General features: G+C 47.1%; 13 protein-coding genes and 1 pseudogene. 6 read left to right on the forward strand and 8 right to left on the reverse strand.

Annotated features, from left to right (window positions below; genetic code table 11):
• Positions 1 to 1,312: 1,312 nt before the first annotated feature.
• Positions 1,313 to 3,457, forward strand: coding sequence for a polyphosphate kinase 1 (gene ppk1, locus P4D80_RS13735; RefSeq protein WP_421654567.1), 2,145 nt, complete (start codon positions 1,313 to 1,315; stop codon positions 3,455 to 3,457).
• A 130-nt stretch (positions 3,458 to 3,587) separates the two neighbouring features.
• Here the strand turns inward: ppk1 and P4D80_RS13740 are convergent, their stop codons facing one another.
• A complete protein-coding gene (locus P4D80_RS13740) occupies positions 3,588 to 4,898 on the reverse strand; it encodes an HD domain-containing protein (RefSeq protein WP_421654568.1) in 1,311 nt (436 codons plus the stop codon).
• Positions 4,888 to 6,147 (reverse strand): carboxyl-terminal processing protease CtpA, encoded by a 1,260-nt coding sequence (ctpA, locus tag P4D80_RS13745; protein WP_421654569.1) that lies wholly within the window; start codon positions 6,145 to 6,147, stop codon positions 4,888 to 4,890. The genes P4D80_RS13740 and ctpA overlap by 11 nt, the downstream gene beginning before the upstream one ends.
• Positions 6,148 to 6,555: 408 nt before the next feature.
• On the opposite strand from ctpA, the gene P4D80_RS13750 reads away from it, so the two are divergent.
• The 3 genes from P4D80_RS13750 (at position 6,556) to petD (ending at position 8,716) form a co-directional block, all read left to right on the forward strand.
• A complete protein-coding gene (locus P4D80_RS13750; RefSeq protein WP_421654570.1) occupies positions 6,556 to 6,969 on the forward strand; it encodes a hypothetical protein in 414 nt (137 codons plus the stop codon).
• 481 nt (positions 6,970 to 7,450) lie between these two features.
• Complete coding sequence (gene petB / locus P4D80_RS13755; protein ID WP_421654571.1) at positions 7,451 to 8,119, forward strand: cytochrome b6; 669 nt, start codon at positions 7,451 to 7,453, stop codon at positions 8,117 to 8,119.
• Between the two features lie 114 nt (positions 8,120 to 8,233).
• A complete protein-coding gene (petD, locus tag P4D80_RS13760; protein WP_421654573.1) occupies positions 8,234 to 8,716 on the forward strand; it encodes a cytochrome b6-f complex subunit IV in 483 nt (160 codons plus the stop codon).
• Between the two features lie 163 nt (positions 8,717 to 8,879).
• On the opposite strand, the gene P4D80_RS13765 is transcribed toward petD, so the two are convergent.
• Together P4D80_RS13765 and P4D80_RS13770 are read right to left on the reverse strand one after the other, a co-directional pair.
• Complete coding sequence (locus tag P4D80_RS13765) at positions 8,880 to 10,664, reverse strand: YncE family protein (RefSeq protein WP_421654575.1); 1,785 nt, start codon at positions 10,662 to 10,664, stop codon at positions 8,880 to 8,882.
• A 141-nt stretch (positions 10,665 to 10,805) separates the two neighbouring features.
• A complete protein-coding gene (locus P4D80_RS13770; protein WP_421654576.1) occupies positions 10,806 to 10,928 on the reverse strand; it encodes a hypothetical protein in 123 nt (40 codons plus the stop codon).
• Positions 10,929 to 11,141: 213 nt separating this feature from the next.
• Here P4D80_RS13770 and P4D80_RS13775 point away from each other — a divergent pair, with 213 nt between their 5' ends.
• The gene (locus P4D80_RS13775; protein WP_421654577.1) at positions 11,142 to 11,285 is read left to right on the forward strand and encodes a hypothetical protein; all 144 of its coding nucleotides are present in this window, start codon (positions 11,142 to 11,144) and stop codon (positions 11,283 to 11,285) included.
• Between the two features lie 399 nt (positions 11,286 to 11,684).
• Here P4D80_RS13775 and P4D80_RS13780 read toward each other — a convergent pair.
• The 4 genes and pseudogenes from P4D80_RS13780 to P4D80_RS13795 form a co-directional block, all read right to left on the reverse strand.
• Positions 11,685 to 11,828: pseudogene (locus P4D80_RS13780) on the reverse strand (IS5/IS1182 family transposase); the annotation flags it as partial.
• Positions 11,829 to 11,902: 74 nt separating this feature from the next.
• A complete protein-coding gene (locus P4D80_RS13785; protein ID WP_421654578.1) occupies positions 11,903 to 12,049 on the reverse strand; it encodes an integrase core domain-containing protein in 147 nt (48 codons plus the stop codon).
• Between the two features lie 214 nt (positions 12,050 to 12,263).
• The gene (locus tag P4D80_RS13790; RefSeq protein ID WP_421654579.1) at positions 12,264 to 12,794 is read right to left on the reverse strand and encodes an IS630 family transposase; all 531 of its coding nucleotides are present in this window, start codon (positions 12,792 to 12,794) and stop codon (positions 12,264 to 12,266) included.
• Positions 12,791 to 12,919, reverse strand: coding sequence for a hypothetical protein (locus P4D80_RS13795; protein ID WP_421654580.1), 129 nt, complete (start codon positions 12,917 to 12,919; stop codon positions 12,791 to 12,793). The genes P4D80_RS13790 and P4D80_RS13795 overlap by 4 nt, the downstream gene beginning before the upstream one ends.
• A 410-nt stretch (positions 12,920 to 13,329) precedes the next feature.
• On the opposite strand from P4D80_RS13795, the gene P4D80_RS13800 reads away from it, so the two are divergent.
• Positions 13,330 to 14,313 carry an alpha/beta hydrolase family protein gene (locus P4D80_RS13800; protein WP_421654581.1) on the forward strand — a complete coding sequence of 328 codons (984 nt, stop codon included), beginning with the start codon at positions 13,330 to 13,332 and terminating at the stop codon, positions 14,311 to 14,313.
• Positions 14,314 to 15,102 lie beyond the last annotated feature (789 nt).

Genomic DNA, 15,102 nt, shown 5'->3' on the forward strand with positions numbered 1-15,102 from the left:
ACCTCAGTGGCATTTGCTCCTTCTTATTGCGACAGGCTTATTCTGAAAAATGTATAGCGCTCCTATTTAGATTCCGAAAAAGAGTTCCCTTAGAACTCCTTCTCAGAAAGTCTCTTATTCTCACAACTGATCTAGTCTAGGACTGCTATAGACGCGATTGAATTGAGAATGATTTTCGAGATGGATGGGGTGAAACCTCCCACCTAGGAGCGCATCCCCTACCCCTTCTCCTACCTTAATTATGGCTATTTGCTTACATAAATCCGAGTGTTTAAATTTCCGAGTGTTTAAATTTAAGATGACCTAGCTGTCCTAACATCTTGGACAGCATCTCTGAGTTTTCTCTGATTTTCTTTTTTCAGTGAGTTTCTTTTCTTTTTTTCAGTGAGTTTCCTTGATAGTTTTTCTGTTGTTAAGCAGGACACCATTTCTAGCAGTAGTTAAGCCAGGTGCATCTTGAGAGAGCAAATCTGAACAGATTCACAGAAAAACTGCACAAAACCTACAAATAGCTACTTTCCAGCCGTACCCTCCACACTCCAATGTTCAAAACTTGCTTAATATTCAAAACTCGCTTATTTTAAATTACCGGAATAGCCTATCTCTAAAATATATGAAAGAAATAAGAATCAAGAAAGACCAGATTAATTGAAAATTAGTAAAAGGTAAAGGAGGGCTTAAGCACTTAATGAAAGGTTTTTCGCAAAGGAAAGTTTTTGCAACTCTACCTTTTCATAAAGGACTTTTCATAAAGGATGCGGGACTGATATGATATATATTATTGCATTGATAGCAAAAATTGAATTAATGGCTTTGCGAAATATGGAGTCTGTATTGCCTGCTTAATAGGCAGCAACTCACTTTCAAAAAAGAATTTATTTTAATGTTCATATATTTTAATTTTAAAGTTCATATATCTGACTTAATCCGGCAAGCATAGTCTGACAAAATCATGATTTAAGTTAAGTAGCTCCACTCAGTTATTTATAGGTTGAATTGAAATACAAAATCCGAGACTTGTATGGGTTAATTTTCGTTAACACATCCCAAGTGTTTTAGATTTAATCATGGTACTCAGCCTAATACTTAAGCTTTACTTAAGGCATAGTATTTGATTTACTTAACGCATAGTGTTTGATTAAGTGTTACCTTTGGCTCGAAGCTGACAGGTCTACCCAAGCTCCTTGAAATATAGCGTTCACAAATAGTCTGTGGACAAGGGGGAAAGCCCCTATGCGGTGGTTCCACCCCTATGCCCTATTCAAATTTCAAGAAGGATCTCTATAGCAATTCCTAATTTCTAAGAAGTGCAATGTCTAGAACAAAGAAAGTGGATAAATTTATTGATTTAAATCATCCTCGTTACTACCTCAACCGTGAACTGAGTTGGTTGGAATTTAACCGTCGAGTTTTGCAGGAGGCAATTGATCCTCGTACCCCTCTTCTGGAGCGAGTTAAATTTGCAGCAATCTTTGGTTCTAACTTAGATGAGTTTTTCATGGTGCGGGTAGCCAGTTTACAGCGCCAGGTAGAAGCCCAGGTCGATGTTCTCACGCCAGATGGACGAACTCCACAACAGCAATTGAATGAGATTAGCCAGCGACTACGTCCAATGGTTGACCAGTTGCAGGAATTGCTTGAAACCGATTTGTGGCCTCAACTGATGGCTGAAGGGGTACACGTCTTAAAATATAGCGAACTGGATCAAAGCCAGCGTCGTTATTTGCAGCAATATTTTGAGAAGCAAGTATTTCCAATTCTAATTCCGTTGGCTGTTAACCCGACTCACCCCTTCCCCGTGATGTCAAATCTAAGTTTGAATTTAGCCGTTGTGCTAAAGGATGCGGAAACAGGTGAGGAGAGTTTTGCCAGAGTTAAAGTGCCAGATAGCCTTCCCCGTTTTATACCATTGCCGCCAGAGGTTTATCCTCGCAGCGATCGCCCTGTTGTTTGGGCGGGTGTTTCTTTGGAGCAAATCATTGCTGACAACCTGGATATGCTGTTTCCGGGTATGACCATTTTGGAACACCATCTTTTCCGGGTCACTCGCGATGCCGATCTGGCTGTGCAGGAAGAAGCCGCAGATGATCTGGCAGAAGCGATCGCCCAGGAATTAAGCCGTCGCCGTTTTGCTGGTTCGGTGGTGCGATTCCAATTTGCCCCAACTATGTCCGAGTTTGTCAAGCAAACCCTGATTAAAGGCATGAATGTAGACCCCAACGACCTCTATGTCACTCAGGGCTGGCTGGGAATGCGGGATTTAATGTATTTCATGTCGTTGCCGTTACCCCACTTGAAAGATAAACCGTGGAACCCTGTTATTCCTCAGCGCTTACGCCACATGCATCAAGAATTAGCAACCGACGGAGACACGGGCGGAGATATTTTCCATATCATTCGTCAGGGTGATTTACTGGTGCATCATCCCTATGAGTCATTCACTGCATCGGTTGAACATTTCATCACCCATGCAGCACAGGATTCGGCCGTACAGGCGATTAAGATAACGCTTTATCGGACTTCTAGTGACTCCCCTATCATCAACGCGCTGATTACTGCTGCTCAAAACGGTAAGCAGGTGGTTGCTTTGGTGGAAATTAAAGCCCGGTTTGATGAAGCCAGCAATATTAGTTGGGCACGGGCATTAGAAGATGCCGGAGTGCATGTTGTTTATGGAGTAATGGGACTGAAAACCCACACCAAAGTGTTGCTGGTCGTGCGGAAGGAAGGTGAGGATATGCGTCGCTACATGCATATTGGAACCGGCAATTACAATGCTAAGACTGCCAAAATCTACACAGACTTGGGTTTGTTTAGTTGCCAGGAAGATTTGGGGGCAGACCTGACGGATTTGTTTAACTACTTAACAGGTTTCTCCAAACAAAAATCGTTTCGCAAATTGCTGGTAGCTCCCGTAACGTTGCGCGATCGTATGGTTGCCCTGATTCAGCGTGAGATTGACCACTGCGAAGACGGTAATCCTGGACGCATCATCGCTAAGATGAATGCTCTAATTGACCCTGGCATTATTAGAACTTTGTATGAGGCATCTCAGGCGGGAGTGCAGATTGATCTGATCGTGCGTGGGATGTGTTGTTTGCGTCCCGGTGTTCCAGACGTTAGCGAAAACATTCGGGTTATTAGCATCGTAGGTCGCTATCTGGAACACTCTCGCATTTTCCATTTCCATAACAATGGCAGGGAAGAGGTCTACATTGGTAGTGCTGACTGGATGCAACGAAACCTTGACCGCCGGGTTGAAGCTGTTACCCCGGTTGAGAATCCCGACTGCGCTAAAGAATTAAAGGAAATCCTGGGTATTTTGTTGAAAGATAATCGTCAGGCATGGGAACTACAATCGGACGGTTCTTATATCCAGCGGCACCCAACTGGTGATGAGCCGGAATATAGTGCTCAAAACGTTTTAATGGAACGAAGCCTAAACTCCAGTTTGTAAAGAGGATCTGCCTTCGGAAGCATCCATTCTCCAACATAAGGTGCTTGATGCTACCGCGGTACTGGCAAGTATGGTTGTCACACGGATAACAGAGCGAGGGCCGATAGCCCTTTCCCACCCCATTACTTTTTCACCGACTTTCCTTTTCCGCCAGCATTAACTCGGCTTCAACCTCATGAGGATAAATCAGCCAGGTTCTCTGATAGGGATTGGTTAGGGTACGCACCAGGGAAGACAGATTGCTAATTTCTTCTAAGCCCGTATTTGTTTGCAACTTGATTCCTTTTTGATAAAGGGTGTAGCCCCGACTGAAAGAGATTCGCAAACCAGTGTAATAGGGTGCATCAAATCCAGCAGCAGCAAGCCAATAATGGGTTTTTTGCAGCAAAATAGTTTGCTCTTTTTCAGCCAGGTGAGTCACATCCACAGCTTTTAACAGGTCACGATCAATGAAACGGCGACAAAGATCGGCGAGAACAGGGTCAGAACTGTTTTGCCAGCGCTGTATGTGGTAGATGAACACCCCATCATCGGCGGCAAGATAACGATTAAGGGAGAGGGGAGTTTCCGCTGATGGGCCAAAATTCCATGAAGTTGTTTCGCGAATACCACCCGCTGCTACAGTGAGCCAGGCGGTTACGGTGTTATCAGCTTCCAGTTGACCCATCTGGAGCAACTGGCGAGCGCGCTCCATCGCCTTCTCCAAAATCCAGGAAGCGGCAATGTTTTTGGGATGGTTGTAGACCTGGGCATACATGAAATAGCGGACGATCAGGTAATGTTCAATTGCCGCCATGCCTTTGAGGGCAACTACTAACTGCTGGCTCACCGGGTCGTAGCGCAATGCCATCAAAATCCGATCCAGGTCAATCTTGCCGTAGGAAGCTCCGGTAAAGTAGCTGTCGCGCATCAAGTAGTCTAGCCGATCGCAGTCAAGCTGGCTGGAAACCAGTTGCCAGACGAGTGGAATAGGATGCTTTTTCAAATACACCTGAATGATTTGCTCTGGCAAGTCTGGCTGAAAGGAATCCAGAGCTTCCCGGATGGGGGCGTGCTCTTGCAGGATACGGCGAGTCCAGTATTCGTGGTTGTTGCCAAAAATTTCTTCTCCCGTATGGCTGAAGGGTCCGTGCCCCAGATCGTGCAGCAAAGCAGCACAGAGTACTACCGGACGGTAAGGACAAAGTTGGGGATAGCTAGCGGCGATTCGATCAAAGGCACGACGAGCAATCGCCATCACTCCCAGAGAATGGGTAAAGCGAGAGCTTTCAGCACCGTGGAAGGTCAGACTAGCAGGCCCCAATTGTCGGATCCGGCGTAGCCTTTGAAAGGCAGGCGTGTCAATTAGCCGAATTAACAGAGCTTCTGTGGGATCTCCGTTACTGAGGGCGATCGCACCGTGCAGCGGGTCGTGATAAATTCGCTCAGTGTTAGGGAGCACCGGCAGCCACCATTGAGTCTGTAGTTAAAAGTTCCACGGCTGTTGCATATTGTCGATCAGCCTGAGTGCCCACCTCGTCACTTCGAATGGAATCGAGGGGAATGGTTACATCAGGGTTAATTCCCAGCTTATTGATATCTGTATGATTAGGGGTTTCATACTTCGCGACGGTCACAGCCAACCCAGAGCCATCTGATAGGTCAAATAAGGACTGAATCAAGCCCTTACCAAAGGTCCTCTCACCAACAAGAGTGGCGCGTTTGTTATCTTTCAGCGCCCCTGCCAGAATTTCACTGGCACTGGCAGTCCCCTGATTCACCAATACGATCAGTGGATCGGAGGTTAGAGCCTGCCCCATGGCTTCAAAGCTACCAATGACTCCCTGACGGTTAACAGTGTAGACAATGGTGCCCTGGTCTAACCAAAAGCGAGCGATGTCAATTCCTGCCTGCAACAATCCCCCTGGATTGCTGCGCAAATCTAGAATGTAAGCTTCCGCCCCCTGCTCTTCCAGGCGGCTAATGGCATGGGCCACTTCAGTGGTTGCATTGGCATTGAACTGGCTTAGGCGGATATAGCCAATCTTCACAGGTTCTCCACTACCAGGTTTATTGACGGTTCGCAAATCGGCAATAACTGGGTTGAGCGCAATGCGATCGCGCACCACTAAAAAGTCCGAAGGTGCTCTGCCTTCACGCTCCACCGTGAGGATTACCCGACTGCCAACTGGTCCTCGCATTCGGTCAGCCGCTTCATCAAGGGACAGCCCTTCAGTGGAAACACCATCGATTTTCGAGATGGTGTCTGCTGGTTGAATGCCTGCTTTGTCTGCGGGAGAGCCAGCGATCGGGGCGATCACTCGCAGCTTACCCTTTTCTCCATCCAGAGCAATTTGCAAGCCAACCCCTGTCAGTTCTCCAGAAGTACTTGTCTGCAAGGTCCGGTACTGATCAGGCTTGAGCAGGCGGGTAAAGGGGTCATCCAGGCTGGTAAGCATCTGCTGAATGACCTCATAGGTTTGTTCTCGATTCTCCAACGGTTTCTTCAGGAGTTTCTCGCGTACCAGCCACCAGTTCTGATGGTTGAACGTGTCATCAATATAGGCGCGGTCTACCACCCGCCAAACTTCTGATAAAAACTTTTGTTCATCGGTCAAAGCTAGAGCTGGGGATGCAAGTGTTCCCAGCCCAACCACAATCCAGACCAGCAAAATAATCAGTCGCTTAATCGAGGGGATCTGTTTTCTCATAGAAACTAATCTTAACGTTAGTCAATCAGTCCATGCCAGTAGGAGTAAGTCAACCGTCAGAACTTCATCCCTCCCAAGTATTCTATTTTGAACATGACGCAAATTCCGTTTGATCAATTGGCAAAGCAGTATCTGGAAGGATTCCTGGAGCCTCTTGGGGTTGTCCAGCAAAATTTAGAAGTCTTAGGAGAATCTGTTTGTCGATGTTTGGTTTACTCCAGCAGTCTCTCCGGCTGAACCCGCAGATAATTTTGGGCTACTCAGTCGAATTGCCAAAACCCCATGTTTACTTGAACCATTCCGTCATCCACCCAGTCGCCAGGAAATCAGGAGCTGTTTGCTTAAGTTGCTGTGGATTCAGGAAGATACTCGTCGTAGGGCTAAACAAGAGGGGGGCTCTACTGGACAGTGACTTACAAAGGTTATGGATTCTGGCAGCAACAATTACTAGACCTGTCATTGCTGAAGTTGGTAGATACTAGACCTGTCATTACTAGAGTTGGTAGACAGGTGCGTTCCGACTGGTTACCAGGTGTTTATTTTCTGCTAGAGATTCTCAAGACGGCGATCGTCGCTATTCAGGAATTGCCAGTTATAGAAGAAACTCTCTGGCTAAGGATCTTAGGTCGGGATGAAACCCAAAAGCAAGCCATCACAGAGATTCTGTCCTTACCCTCTAATGATCCACGCCGCTCCAGGATCTTAGAATTATTAGTGAGTTGGCGCATCATGCTAGAACTTGGTAGCTCAATGGAAAATGAGGAGCGTGAACTAATGACTGCTTTATCACAGGCTTACCTGGAATGGAAAGACAAAGACTAGACAGGAAGCAAGACAGGAAGGGATTCAGCAGGGTGCTGAAGTAGAAACCTAATCGCTCGTTCTGCGCCTGCTGACTCGTCGGTTTGGCTCGGTTCCTGATTCTGCGCGACGCGAATCAACCAATTGTCCTTTGCTTAACTGGAAACCCTGGGTGAAGCACTACTTGACTTTGCCAGCCTGTCTGATTTATGAGGTGTGATTGGTGGAACAGAAGTAGTAGACAATCAAGTGACCATTTGGATTGCAAGTGACCGTTTGGATTGGGATGGATGCCCCAATATAAATTGGGGGTTTGTTCAAAAAACTTTGTCTTAGCTTAAGGATTGTTCTGGCTTGTTATCTTCTTCCAAAATCCCCGGAAAAAACTAGCAATGGCGAAGGGTACCGCTTTCTTGACAATCCGATTCAATGTGAAAAACGCGCAGGGACTGTGTTACATTCTTTATGAACAGCAATACATAACTTAGGAATTTCTCCCTTCATGTTTACCAAGCAGGTAACCGATTCCAAAGCGTTTCAGTGGTTTCAGGAGCGGCTGGAAATTCAGGCGATCGCAGATGACATCTCCAGCAAGTACGTTCCCCCCCACGTCAACATCTTTTACTGTCTCGGTGGTATTACCCTGGTCTGTTTCCTGATCCAGTTTGCCACCGGATTTGCCATGACCTTTTACTATAGACCCACCGTTGCCGAAGCCTTTAACTCCGTCCAGTACATCATGACAGAGGTAAACTTTGGTTGGTTGATTCGCTCCATCCATCGCTGGTCTGCCAGCATGATGGTGCTGATGATGATTCTGCATGTTTTTCGGGTTTACCTGACTGGTGGTTTCAAGAAGCCTCGCGAGTTGACCTGGGTAACAGGCGTCATCCTGGCTGTCATCACCGTTTCTTTTGGCGTCACTGGCTACTCCCTACCCTGGGATCAGGTTGGCTACTGGGCCGTCAAGATTGTGTCCAATGTACCCGAAGCGATTCCCGTCGTTGGAACGTTGATTGCCGATTTGCTGCGGGGTGGTTCCAGTGTCGGTCAGGCAACCCTGACTCGCTACTACAGCGCTCACACCTTTGTTCTTCCCTGGTTAATTGCAGTCTTCATGCTGCTCCACTTCCTCATGATCCGTAAGCAAGGAATTTCAGGTCCTCTCTAAGTGGTTGTTGACCTGCTCCGCGGGTTAGGCCATTATGATGTGAATATCCAAATTCTGCCATTCTTGCTTGCAACCCCGATCTGCCGACTTCAGAGATAAAGGAACACATTAACTATGGCAACGCTTAAGAAGCCAGATCTCAGTGATCCCCAACTGCGTGCCAAATTGGCAAAAGGCATGGGGCATAATTATTACGGCGAACCTGCTTGGCCCAATGATCTGCTGTATGTTTTTCCAGTAGTCATTTTTGGGACGATCGCCCTCTGTGTGGGTTTGGCAGTCCTTGACCCGGCAATGGTCGGGGAACCTGCTGACCCCTTTGCAACTCCCTTAGAGATTCTGCCTGAATGGTATCTCTATCCAGTATTTCAGATTCTCCGCTCTGTACCCAACAAACTCCTGGGTGTGATGCTGATGTCAGCTGTCCCCTTAGGGCTGATTCTGGTTCCGTTTATTGAGAGCGTCAACAAGTTTCAGAATCCCTTCCGTCGTCCAGTTGCCACGGCACTTTTCCTGTTTGGTACTCTGGTTACGATCTGGTTAGGTGTGGGTGCAACTTTCCCCATCGAGAAATCTTTGACCTGGGGATTATTTTAATCGCGCTTAAATTCGCTTAAGTCAAACTACCTGTCGGTCTCATCAGCATTAAGGTGGTGTTAGAAGAGAAGTTACCGGCTCTGAGCGAGTAGCTTTTCTGCTAGTAATACCTTAACTTGCTGCTGAATCGATAGGTATTTGTTTTTTAATCCTGCAGTACCAGTTAATCCTGAAATACCAGGATGCTACCTGAATAGCAGGCAACCCACACTTGATTAGTTTTAGAATCGTAGGTCACACCAATAGGGGCCGGGTTGACGCTGGCGGTTTGAACAACCCGCATATCACGGGTGCGGACTTTGCTCACCGTATCGGAGTTGTAGTTGACCACGTAGAGAAATTGTCCATCTCCCGAAATTGCCATACTGCGAGGGGCGTTTCCGGTGGCGACTTTACGGACGACTTTGCCAGTAGAGAGGTCAATCTTGGCGACCTGTCCTTCTCCATTCAGGGTGGTGTAGAGGTATTTACCATTGGGGTCAATGTTGAGGTGTCGGGGAGAATGACCAACCCCCTGTAACCATTTCACAGAGAAGTTTTTTAAGTTTACGACGGCAATATCGTAGGAGCCCATCACCGCAACGTAGGCTTTTTCGGATTTGGCATCCACCGCAATGCCACGTGGATAGGGTCCTAGCTGGATGCGTCGCACTTCCTTGTTTTTCTGAGTATCAACGACGCTGAGATCCCAACTGCACCAATTACTGACGAGAACATAACGGTTGTTGGGCGTTGTAGCTACAAATTTAGGGACTGAGCCAACCTGAACAACATGGTCGATCTTTAAGGCGCCTGTACTAATGCGGTACAGGAAACTGGGGTCATTGTTACCAGAAGGGCTACAGTCATCGTCAGCAGAACTGTTAAATCCCGCTCCATACATCTGATAGTTAGATACCCAAGCGATTTGCCCATCCTGGGAAAAAGCTGCCTCAACAGGGGCCCCTTTGTGGGAGCCGGGGTACTGGGGATAGCCAAAGTCAGATAGCTTGACAGTATCGGAAATGGTTTTGACGAGGCGGTATTCCCGATCGTAAACCGTTATGGTGTGGCTGTACATCATGTTCTGGGCAAAGAACAGATCATCCCCAGAGTAGACAACTGATTTGGGTGAAACGCCACCAGAAATTACTTTTTTCAACTCCATCCCAGCTAAGCTGAGGCGGTCTTTGGCTACTATTTCCAGGTTGCGCTCGTACTGGGCAAGCTTTTGTTGAGCGATCGCATACTTTGGGTGAGCGGCAGGCACTTTTTTCATCAGAGCGATCGCCTGCCACCACTCTTCTGCAGCCTTGCGCCAATCCTGCCGTGTTTTTGCCTGTTCGCCCTGTTTTACTGCTTTACTGGCTTGATTAATTGCCAGATGGTAAGGATCGGGTTTTGCAGATTCTTGAGTCTTGGGTGGAGAGGTTGTCGATTGACTCTTACTTAACTCTGACGAGGCAGTCGAGGATACGGCCCCCGAAGTGGTGCTGGACAGGTACCTACCCCAAATCTGGATGCTGCTAAACACAACCAGCAGTGGAAAACCCAGCAGCAGCAGATCGAACAGACGAACCCGCCTCGGTGCTGAGGATGGCAACCGACGCAGGATGGCTCCTTCTACATCAAGGGGCACTTCCGGCGACAGCACGAAGGGATTAGCCAGTTCAGAATTGCCCAGATCGATTTTTTGCACCCAAACAGGCACCTGCTGCCCCCTGACCCGACTGTAAACAATGGCCGACGAAAGCCAGGCCAACCCAAGTCGGGTAATTCCCCGCTGAATAAACTCGATGCAAGAGCTTTCAGCTAAAGCGTGTTCCGACTCTAAGAGGATGTGGAGATCACCTTCTCGAATTACGGCCCTGGCAGTGACACCGATCGCCTGTAGGGCAGAGTTCATTAAGGCAGCGATCGCGTTTGCATCGCCTGCCTGAGCAAGCTGAATAAGGTTGGACTGTGTCATGTAGCGAGAAATACAGGCAATACTGGAGTCAGGATAGCCGAACTTCCCAAAATTGATGAAAGAAAATTCGCAAGGGAATCGTAACGGGTGAGATGGGTGAGAGGTAAGCGTGAATTAAAACCGTTCTATAAAACATTTGTTCTAGAAAATATCACAATTCTGGATTGGCAACACCGCTGACTGCTTTTTCATAGCGATCGCCAGATTGCTTAGAACATTGGTTTTAAGGGGGGCAGGGGCTTCAACCCCTGGCTGGAGTTCCACTCCTGCACCCCGTCCTCAGCCTGGTGGCGATAGCTATAGCTCGAATCATCAGCAAATCTTGATGCGAACGATAGAAAACTTAATATTGACCAGAAATCTTCTTTGAAGCGGATAGAATTGAAGCGGATGCTGGCTCTACTGCCGAGTGATCTACAATACTTTGTTTTTCGTGTAACTGGTATTTAATCGATTTGACAAGGAGAGGAGAAAGCCGTGTCAGACTTGAATCGGGGAATCATGAAGTTCGACGGTGCTGATAGCCCGAAGGCCGTCACCATCTCTGCAATTTTGGTTTTGGGTAGTATCGCCCTCCTGATTCTGTGGGCGCTAAATTCTGCCTATGCGATCGGCGGTTAGTGCTTCATGGCAGAAGATCTCCACCAGTATTGGGGAGGAGTGACGGAGTAATGGAGTAATGATCTGGAGTACTCTATCACCCCATCACTCTAAACCTGACGGCTTATTTCTGTCAGTCTGCACTAGTGGTTCACCAAAGGAACGTTGCCTGTTTATCTAAACCCAGAAAATCAAACTTACGGGGTTTTGAAGGTTTGTAAACCCTTTAAATAAACTTTAAAGCCTAATTGGCAGACTACTAGTAGCGATAGCAGAATCAAATCACAGATCTGTTCATTTTATTCATAATGAATAACATAATGAATAATCAGGGGGCGGAGAACTTTGCCCTTTTTGCTTCGTTGTCACAGGGATGATTATCATAGCTGTCGCCAGGTTGCTTAGGGCGGGCTTTAAAGCCTAGAGCCACAAAAGAATTGCAGCAAGGGTGAGCATCGCCAGATAGTTCTGTGTCCGTTTTTCCATATCGGGTAGCAATCCGTCGAAACTGTTTGAATTGAAGCGATTGATTGTGCGTTCAATGCAGTTGCGCTGTCGATCAGCCTGAGGTGGACCCAATCGGTTGGACAATTCCGAGGGATCTCTAAGCTCTGAAATGAGAGATCTCCATGTCCATTTCAAGCTTCTTTAGAGAGCGGTTGCATTTCCCAATACACCATTTCTGGCGTGCGATACTTCAAAGCTTGATGTGGACGTTCTTGATTATACCAATGAAACCATCGTTGTACTTCCTTGTTCAAATGAATTCCATCCTCAAACGCCATCAGCTAAATCAATTCGTATTTCAATGAACGCCATAGACGTTCAATCAAGATGTTGTCATGACATCGTCCTCGACTCATCTTGGGTGTCGTTCAGAGCTTAACCCCCTGTCCAATTTTTGGGGACTACCTCAGCATTCCACTCGGCAATAAACGCTAACAGACGTTCTGCTAAAGCTTTCTTGTCCTTAAAGTTGGTAATTTTCAGGCGCTTGCGTTACAGAATACTAAACCACTGCTCCACCTGATTCATCCAAGAGCAATGTACCGGTGGAAAATGAAAAACAAATCGGGGATGTTGGGCTAACCAGGCTTGCACCTGCTTGCCCTCGTGCATCCTGAGATTGTCAAGTACCACATGAATCTGGGTAATGGTGGCCGGAATTTGTTGGTCGAGATACTCCAAAAACACAATCAACTCAACTGGCCGTTTGCGGTCATAGGTTTGCCCCCAAACTTTCCCAGTACGAGTATCAAAAGCAGCAAACAGATTGAGCGCCCCTTTGCGTTTATACTCATGCTCAACTTTCAGGGTGGACTGGGGTTTGGCATCTAAGGTTGCTGCTGCGCGGGGATGAGATTGCAAAGAGGTTTTCTCATCAAGGCAAAGCACCATCTCATGCGTTTTGAGCTTGCGGGTATAGAGTTGGCTAATAGCTCGAATCGATTTGACAAAAGCTTTGTCTCGTGGAACTTTGGGGGATAACCACAAATGATGTCGCCAAGGTTTCAACTGGCGGTTTTTCAATATTCGACGCCGGTAGAGGCAGAAATGCTGCTAACCAGTCCTGCTGCCACCACCTGTCGAGCTAACTCGGTGCAATCCCATTGGCACAAAGACCACTTTTGAGTATCAGGGAGTTCACACGCCATCTTGACCAAGTACAACGCGAATTGAGGGGGGCAAAACCGGAACTCTGCCCGGTCGCGGTCGCTCTTGCAAACCCTCGACTCCCTGCTCGATCAAGCGTCTTGCCTACTTATGCAGATGGTGTTCTCCCAGTCCGACTCGCTGGGATGTTTACTTGAACCGCTCCACCTGGGCTAACAGCAACATGGCACGGGCACGTTTTGCCAACCCAACAGGAGTCTTCTGCGGCGCAGCAAGCTTTTCAAGCTCTCACGTTGTTCTTTACTCAGGCTGATTTTGATGTTAGAAATCCGTCCACGCATAGGTCATCCACAACTTTCATCATGAGCCTAACGATTTCCGCCCCCCTTCAATGACGAGGTTTACTAAGATAAACCATTAGAATAACCATGTCGTAAATTGGAGCTGACCTATGAGCATTCGAGCCCTCTATCAGGCAGCCAAAGTGGAGAATACCGCTTCTCCCTATGACACCATTCACTTCAAAGTTTTTTACCCGGCACAAATGTCGGGCAGCAATCAGGAAAAGGATATGGGAGTTGTTTCAGCTAATATTCAGCAGGCTCCTTTTCCAGTCGTCATTTTTTTCAATGGAATTAATTGCGGTCCAGAAGTTTATCAATGGCTGGCGGTTCAACTGGCAGAACGGGGGTTGGTGGTTGTTACCTTTTCCTGGGTTGCTGAAAACATACCAGGGTTAATTGGCTTGACCCCAGGAGTTGATGTGATGCGCTTAGCTCCAAACACCTATGGCACAGGGCCAACCGCTTCGGCTTTACCTGCAATTTTGCAAGCATTAGAGAAGCTACAAGTTCAGGGAGTTTTAGCTGGCTTGCTGGACTTGCAACGGATCGTTTTAGGAGGACATTCTGCTGGGGGAAGGGTTGCGCTTGAAAGTGCCGATCCAAAATTTTTCTCCCAGGTGGTGGCAGCGTTTGCCTATGCGGCTCACTCAGCAGGGATTGTGCAGATGGGATACCAACCAGGTACCTTTTTGCCTCTGCCCCATGCTCTTCCCATACTGCTCATGGGAGGCACACGGGATGGCGTGATTGCTGGCAGCAGCGATCGCTATGGGGTTGCCTGGGAAACAGCCACAACCCCAGTAGAGCGGACTTTTCGAGAAGCGATCGCCGCTAACCGGGGTGACTGTTACCTGGTTCTGTTAGAAGGAGCCAACCATTTTTCAGTTGTCCATCCCTTTGATGCCACAACCGGACGGGCTTTTCTAGACTTCCCAGCCACCCAACCAAACGAAACGATTCGAGAATTAGTGGCAGCAGCGATCGGTTTATTTATCGATGCCTATGTTCGCCATCAACCAACCGCTGTTAAGGACCTCAATCAACTGATGGGATTTGGAAATCCTCTAGTCGCATTGTTTGAACGGAAATAGCAATTTCCCTTATTGCGTCACCCATGCGGGTAAATTGAATCCCGTCGATTTGAACTGAAAGAATAAACTCCTTAGAATCCCAGCTTCCTTCAAAAATCAAGGTTTTCTGAAATGGATAATTTACCAAATGCTTTATTTTTTAACAAAGCGTTTGAAATCATTCATTTGTATAGCAATAGCCACCAGGCTTAGGACACTGGAATTAGAGAGGGAGTGGGGGCTTCGCCCCCAGCCAGGGGTTCCACCCCTACACCCCGTCCTAACCATAATGACTACCGCTATATTTTGTGAATTGAAAACTCACAAAATAACCACTCTGACTTAATCCGGAGGTACAAAATTAAAACTGACAAACCAGTAGCTATAGCGATCCTATTTGGATTGTGAGAAAGGATTCCGTTGGAATCCTTTCTCATAAAGCCTCTCCATCTCACAACGTTTCTCCCGACTTGCTGGTGAAAGAGTAGCTTACGCTACTCTTTCACCCGAAACAAAACCTCTGGAATATTGATTTTGTTTTTGGTGGTAAGCTTCGCTTATCACCAAACTCCCAGGAGAGCTCTCACAACTGATTTTGGAGTGCTATATATGTCTACTTACTAATCAATAAATGTCATGGGTTGATCACAATTCATAGAAGAAATGTAACAAACCGAGAAGAAGAATCCATCTTTCTCAAACCCTCTTCAGAATGTGGTTCTAGAACCTAGATGAAATGATTGCAGCTCCGAATTCTGTAAAGAAAAAAGCGGGATCAAAGGGAGATCTGACATTTTCCTTAAGACTTAG

The organism is Leptothermofonsia sp. ETS-13, from assembly GCF_049200465.1.
In the GTDB taxonomy this organism is placed as follows: domain Bacteria; phylum Cyanobacteriota; class Cyanobacteriia; order Leptolyngbyales; family Leptolyngbyaceae; genus Leptothermofonsia.

What these genes read in the sequence shown, in the direction of transcription:
- ppk1 (WP_421654567.1), top strand. Translation starts at nt 1,313, where the DNA reads ATGTCTAGAACAAAGAAAGTGGATAAATTTATTGATTTAAATCATCCT.
- ctpA (WP_421654569.1), bottom strand. Translation starts at nt 6,147, where the DNA reads ATGAGAAAACAGATCCCCTCGATTAAGCGACTGATTATTTTGCTGGTC.
- petB (WP_421654571.1), top strand. Translation starts at nt 7,451, where the DNA reads ATGTTTACCAAGCAGGTAACCGATTCCAAAGCGTTTCAGTGGTTTCAG.
- petD (WP_421654573.1), top strand. Translation starts at nt 8,234, where the DNA reads ATGGCAACGCTTAAGAAGCCAGATCTCAGTGATCCCCAACTGCGTGCC.
- P4D80_RS13765 (WP_421654575.1), bottom strand. Translation starts at nt 10,664, where the DNA reads ATGACACAGTCCAACCTTATTCAGCTTGCTCAGGCAGGCGATGCAAAC.
- P4D80_RS13785 (WP_421654578.1), bottom strand. Translation starts at nt 12,049, where the DNA reads ATGGCGTTTGAGGATGGAATTCATTTGAACAAGGAAGTACAACGATGG.
- P4D80_RS13795 (WP_421654580.1), bottom strand. Translation starts at nt 12,919, where the DNA reads ATGGCGTGTGAACTCCCTGATACTCAAAAGTGGTCTTTGTGCCAATGG.
- P4D80_RS13800 (WP_421654581.1), top strand. Translation starts at nt 13,330, where the DNA reads ATGAGCATTCGAGCCCTCTATCAGGCAGCCAAAGTGGAGAATACCGCT.